The following is a 5,804-nucleotide window of genomic DNA, read 5'->3' as shown; positions in this document are numbered from 1 at the left end:
ACTATAGCAAATGCATAACGGGCAGGCATCTGACTTTCCGCGTGACTTTGTTAATGTCATTTACGGAAATTGACAATTCAGATACCCGGTTTACGTTATTACATGCCGGTGATGAAGGACTGTAATTGCGCCTCGGATTGAAGACGCTGCTGCAATGAGGAGGCTTCAGTTTTACTGGCGAATGGCCCCATCTGAATACGCCATACCGCGCCGTTTTGCACTACCCGTCCAGGGACGCCAAACTGCTGACTTAAGCGCTTTTGATACTGCTGCGCACGGGTTTGATCGCTAACGGCACCGACCTGAACGACATAGCGTCCGTTGGTCGCAGCAGCTGGCGCGGCAACGGTCGCTGGCGCGGTTACCGTGGCAGTTGATGCTGCGGGAGCGGCGGTTACAGGCTGTGGCGCAGGCGTGGGTTCGCTGCCTTCAAGTACACCGGCAGCAAGCGTTGTCGGCGCGCCGAGGAAACCACTGCTGTTGACCGGCGCACCGCTCGTATCCTCGCTTTTCAGCGTGGAATTACTGATAGGGCGGATATCGTTTTGCGATTGACCCGCATCCGGTGCGGAAGACATCGCGCCGCCACCGCTTAAATCAGGACGAGCCGGCAGGGCATAGGTTTGTTTCGCCACAGTCGTGCAGGCCATTCCCGGGCCGGATAATGAACCATCCTGCGCGACGATAATAGGGTCGATACGCACTTTGGTGTTGTTAGACGTGTTCAGACGGTCGGCGGCGGCACGTGAAAGTGAAATGACGCGATCGTTGCCATAAGGGCCGCGATCGTTAATGCGTACGACGATCATCCTGCCGTTTGCCAGGTTGGTGATTCTGGCATAGCTTGGGATCGGCAGCGTCGGGTGCGCAGCGGTCAACTGCATTGGGTCAAACGCTTCACCAGACGCGGTTAAATTGCTTCCAGGCTCCGCATCATAAATAGCGGCAAGCCCAGCCTGGCTAAAGCGGGAGGGATCCTGGACTATTTTGTAGCTCTTACCATCACGCTGGTAGTCCTGATTCGCCGTTGGGTTCAGGGGTTCAAAGCGCGGATCGGCCCCGCTGATTTCAACAATCGGACCATTACACACCGCAGGCTGCGGCGCGACAGCAACCTGTTGCTGACCATCATCATTCGAACACGCCGCGAGCATTCCTGCTGCGATGCAGATACCAAGCCACTGCTTACGCATTGCGTACCCCTTACACGCTTTTCGACAACATTTTTCTATGGGTGTGGATCGACATAACAATCCCGAACCCGGCCATCAGCACGATCAGTGCCGAGCCTCCGTAACTGACCAATGGGAGTGGAACCCCAACCACAGGTAGAATACCGCTCACCATACCAATATTTACGAAGACATAAACGAATAATATCAACATTAAACCACCCGCCATGACGCGACCAAAGGTGGTTTGTGCGCGAGCCGCGATCCACAACCCGCGCATAATCAGCAAAATGTACAGCGTCAGCAAAATCAGGATCCCCACCAGACCTAGTTCTTCCGCTAAGACGGCGAAGATAAAGTCAGTGTGGCGTTCGGGTAAAAACTCAAGCTGCGACTGCGTACCGTGCAGCCAGCCTTTACCGCGTAATCCGCCGGAACCAATAGCAATTTTAGACTGAATAATGTGATAGCCCGCGCCCAGCGGATCGGTTTCTGGATCAAGTAACATCATGACGCGCTGACGCTGGTAGTCATGCATCAGGAAGAACCACAGTATCGGAATAAACGCGGCGACCAAAACGACTGCCACACCGATTAAACGCCAGCTTAAACCGGAAAGGAACAGGACAAACAGACCAGAAAGGGCAACCAGAATTGAGGTGCCGAGGTCAGGCTGAGCGGCAACCAGCAGCGTGGGCATAAAAATCAGCACCAGCGCAATCGCGGTATTTTTTAGCGATGGCGGGCAGACGTCGCGGTTGATGAAGCGCGCGACCATCAGCGGCACGGCAATCTTGGCGATTTCAGAAGGCTGAAAGCGCACGATACCCAAATCCAGCCAGCGCTGAGCGCCTTTGGAAATAGCGCCGAAGGCGTCAACCGCCACCAACAGAATGATACAGAAGATATACAGATAGGGCGCCCAACCTTCATAAACCCTGGGGGGAATTTGCGCCATCACCACCATGATGACCAGACCCATCGCGATCTGGCCGACCTTACGCTCCATCATGCCAATATCCTGGCCGCTGGCGCTCCAGATGACCAGCGAGCTGTAGACCAGCAGAGCCAGCAAAATAAGCAACATTGTGGGATCGATGTGGATTTTGTCCCAAAATGTTTTTTTGTTCGGATTATCCGTCACGATTATTGGTCCTCAGCTGCTGCAACCGCTGGGTTTTCCGCAGGCAGATTGGTGTTGTTGTCGCCCAACATAATGTGGTCAAGGATCTGGCGCATAATCGTCCCCACAGCCGGACCCGCGCCGCCGTTTTCAAGGATCATGGCGACAGCGACCTGGGGTTTATCATAGGGTGCGAAGGCCGTCATTAACTTGTGGTCACGTAAACGTTCGGCGATCTTATGCGCGTTATAGGTTTCATTCGCTTTCAGGCCAAAGACCTGTGCGGTACCGGATTTCGCCGCAATTTTGTAAGGCGCGCCAGCGAAATATTTATGTGCAGTCCCGTTAGGGCGGTTAGCGACACCGTACATACCGTCTTTGGCGATTTCCCAGTAACCGGAATGAATATCGCCAACGGGCGGTTCGTGCGGCTGAACCCATGGCACTTGCTTGCCATTTTCTGCCGTGCTCATCAGCAGATGCGGGACTTTTACCAAACCGTCGTTGATAAGGATCATCAGCGCTTTACTCATCTGGATAGGGGTTGCCGTCCAGTAACCCTGACCGATGCCGACCGGAATGGTATCACCCTGGTACCATGGTTTTTTAAACCGTTTTTGCTTCCATTCACGGGTTGGCATGTTCCCGGAACGTTCTTCGGCAAGATCGATACCCGTATATTGGCCATAGCCAAACTTGCTCATCCACTCCGAAAGCCGGTCTATCCCCATATCATAGGCGATTTGATAGAAAAACGTATCCGCGGACTCTTCCAGAGAGCGGGTAATGTTCAGGTGGCCGTGACCCCATTTTTTCCAGTCGCGGTAACGTTTCTCAGAGCCGGGTAACTGCCACCAGCCCGGATCGAACAGACCGGTATTGCGGGTGATGACGCCCGCGCTTAACGCAGAAACCGCCACGTAAGGCTTAACCGTCGACGCCGGAGGATAAACGCCTTGCGTGGCGCGGTTAACTAATGGGGTATTCGGATCATTGAGCAACCCGGAGTAATCTTTACTGGAGATGCCATCCACAAACAGGTTCGGGTCGTAGCTTGGCATGGAGACCAGCGCCAGAACGCCACCGGTACGCGGGTCGGTGACCACCACGGCGGCGCGGCTACCCGCCAGCAGCGTTTCAATATACTGCTGGAGCTTCAAATCCAACGTGAGGTAAATATCATGCCCGGCCTGCGGCGCGACCTCTTTCAACTGACGAATGACACGACCGCGGTTGTTGACTTCAACTTCTTCATAGCCGGTCTGCCCATGCAGTACGTCTTCATAGTAACGTTCAATACCGAGCTTACCAATATCATGCGTCGCAGCGTAGTTAGCCAGTTTGCCGTCTTTGTCCAGGCGATCCACGTCTTTATCGTTGATCTTCGATACGTAGCCAATCACGTGGGTCAGGGCGGAACCGTAAGGGTAGTAGCGGCGTTTATAGCCTTTAACTTCAACGCCAGGAAAGCGATATTGATTTACGGCAAACCGTGCGACCTGAACTTCCGTCAGGTTGGTTTTTACCGGAATAGAGGTGAAGCGGTGTGAACGGGCGCGCTCTTTTTTAAACGCGGCAATATCGTCATCCGTCAGGTCTACGACGTTGCGCAGCGCGTCGAGCGTATCCTGAATGTTGTCTACCTTCTCCGGCATCATTTCAATCTGATAAATGGTGCGGTTAAGGGCAAGCGGAATTCCGTTACGGTCATAAATAATGCCGCGACTGGGAGGAATAGGTACCAGTTTAATGCGGTTTTCGTTCGAACGGGTCTGATAATCAGTAAAGCGAACGATTTGCAGATTATACAGGTTGGCGATCAGCACGCCGGTCAGCAGCAAAATCCCCAAAAAAGCGACCAGCGCCCTGCGCACAAACAGCGCGGACTCAGCCGAATAGTCGCGAAAAGAATTCTGTAGTTTCATCCGCTGCTTAATCTACTCAAGAATCAATGATCACTCACGGTGATAAGGATGGTTGGTGGTAATGCTCCACGCCCTGTACAGGCTCTCTGCGACCAGAACCCGAACAAGAGGGTGAGGTAGGGTTAATGCAGAGAGTGACCAGCTTTGTTCCGCCGCGGCTTTACAGGCGGGAGAAAGACCTTCCGGCCCGCCGATCAGCAGACTGACGTCACGACCGTCCAGTTTCCAGCGCTCCAGTTCGGTCGCCAGTTGCGGCGTGTCCCAGGGTTTGCCCGGAATATCAAGGGTGACGATGCGGTTTTTGCCTGCGGCGGCCAGCATCTGCTCACCCTCTTTGTCGAGAATGCGTTTAATGTCCGCGTTCTTGCCGCGTTTTCCTGCCGGGATTTCGATCAGCTCAAAGGGCATATCTTTCGGAAACCGACGCAGATATTCGGTAAATCCGGTTTGTACCCAGTCAGGCATTTTCGTACCCACAGCGACAAGTTGCAGCTTCACGCATTAACTCCAGAGTTTTTCCAGTTCATACAGGCGACGGCTTTCTTCCTGCATCACGTGGACAATCACATCGCCGAGGTCAACGACGATCCAGTCAGCGACATTCTCGCCTTCCACGCCGAGCGGCAGCAGGCCGGCAGTGCGGGACTCCTGAACAACGTGATCTGCGATAGACATAACGTGACGGCTGGATGTACCGGTGCAGATAATCATGCAATCAGTGATACTGGATTTACCCTGAACGTCTAAGGCGATGATGTCTTGACCTTTCAGGTCATCAATTTTGTCGATTACAAAATCCTGGAGTGCTTTACCCTGCAAGTGTTCCCCCTGGGTGAAAAGAGTTAAAAACGTCTGTTAGTATACCTGAACCAGAGGCGATATCGGGACAAATGTCTCCGAAAGCGCTTTTGAAGTGCGCTATCATCCCACCCCACGCCACAGAATGCATCGCCATTTTTGTAAAACAATTTCTGCAAAGCTCTGAAGGGCGGGAAAAGTCAGGTTGCGGAGGATAACAGCCTGTCAGGGGGTGTCAATGGGAGAGAGGCCCTTCGGCAGAAAAAACCGCGCATTCACTCCCCGTCGTCCCATGCGGCCCGGCTGTTAAGCACTTTCAGAACCGCGAAATCGTCACATAAATCTATTGCGCTCCAGCAGCCTTGTTCGACGCGGAAATGCCACATTGCCGCAGCCGGCATGGACAGCAGGCGGGCGATCAACACGCTCAGCACGCCCTGATGACTCACCACCAGCAGGTTTTGACACGCTTTATAATCGGCAAGTTGGGCAATGAAGCGTTCAACCCGCTGAGAAAATGCCTGAAAGCCTTCGCCATTCGTTGGCGTTGCGTTCTGCCAGTCGTTACACCATAAGGCGTAATTTTCAGCGTCTTCGCGCGCTAAATCGCGATGGTGGCGCATTTCCCAGTCACCAAAAAACATCTCATTCAGTTCAGGCATAATGCGCACAGGGAAGTCGCGATCGCCTAAGATCAACCGGGTTGTATGGCGGGCGCGTTCGAGTTCGCTGCAAAGAACATTGTCGACAGGAAGATTGCGTAACAGCTTGCCCACTGTTTGCGCC

General features: G+C 53.6%; 6 protein-coding genes. All 6 read right to left on the bottom strand.

All coding sequences use genetic code 11. The annotated features are described in order from the left end of the window. Positions 1-98: 98 nt before the first annotated feature. On the bottom strand, positions 99-1,193 hold the full coding sequence (rlpA, locus tag KQJ18_RS20860; protein ID WP_137351036.1) for an endolytic peptidoglycan transglycosylase RlpA: 1,095 nt from the start codon (positions 1,191-1,193) through the stop codon (positions 99-101). Between the two features lie 10 nt (positions 1,194-1,203). After that, complete coding sequence (mrdB, locus tag KQJ18_RS20855) at positions 1,204-2,316, bottom strand: peptidoglycan glycosyltransferase MrdB (protein ID WP_006685529.1); 1,113 nt, start codon at positions 2,314-2,316, stop codon at positions 1,204-1,206. A 2-nt stretch (positions 2,317-2,318) separates the two neighbouring features. Next, positions 2,319-4,220 carry a peptidoglycan DD-transpeptidase MrdA gene (mrdA, locus tag KQJ18_RS20850; protein ID WP_006685528.1) on the bottom strand — a complete coding sequence of 634 codons (1,902 nt, stop codon included), beginning with the start codon at positions 4,218-4,220 and terminating at the stop codon, positions 2,319-2,321. Between the two features lie 30 nt (positions 4,221-4,250). Next, a complete protein-coding gene (gene rlmH, locus KQJ18_RS20845) occupies positions 4,251-4,718 on the bottom strand; it encodes a 23S rRNA (pseudouridine(1915)-N(3))-methyltransferase RlmH (protein WP_003022725.1) in 468 nt (155 codons plus the stop codon). Positions 4,719-4,721: 3 nt separating this feature from the next. Then, on the bottom strand, positions 4,722-5,039 hold the full coding sequence (rsfS, locus tag KQJ18_RS20840; protein ID WP_003022728.1) for a ribosome silencing factor: 318 nt from the start codon (positions 5,037-5,039) through the stop codon (positions 4,722-4,724). A gap of 254 nt (positions 5,040-5,293) precedes the next feature. Next, positions 5,294-5,804, bottom strand: a 511-nt coding sequence (locus tag KQJ18_RS20835) for an adenosylcobalamin/alpha-ribazole phosphatase (RefSeq protein WP_216422643.1), incomplete at its 5' end; no start/stop codon positions are given.

The sequence above is a fragment of the Citrobacter sp. S55_ASV_140 genome (assembly GCF_018919505.1).
Lineage (GTDB): Bacteria > Pseudomonadota > Gammaproteobacteria > Enterobacterales > Enterobacteriaceae > Citrobacter > Citrobacter werkmanii.
The sequence above is the reverse complement of the archived record's forward strand: the minus strand, read 5'-3'. Positions and strand labels throughout refer to the sequence as shown.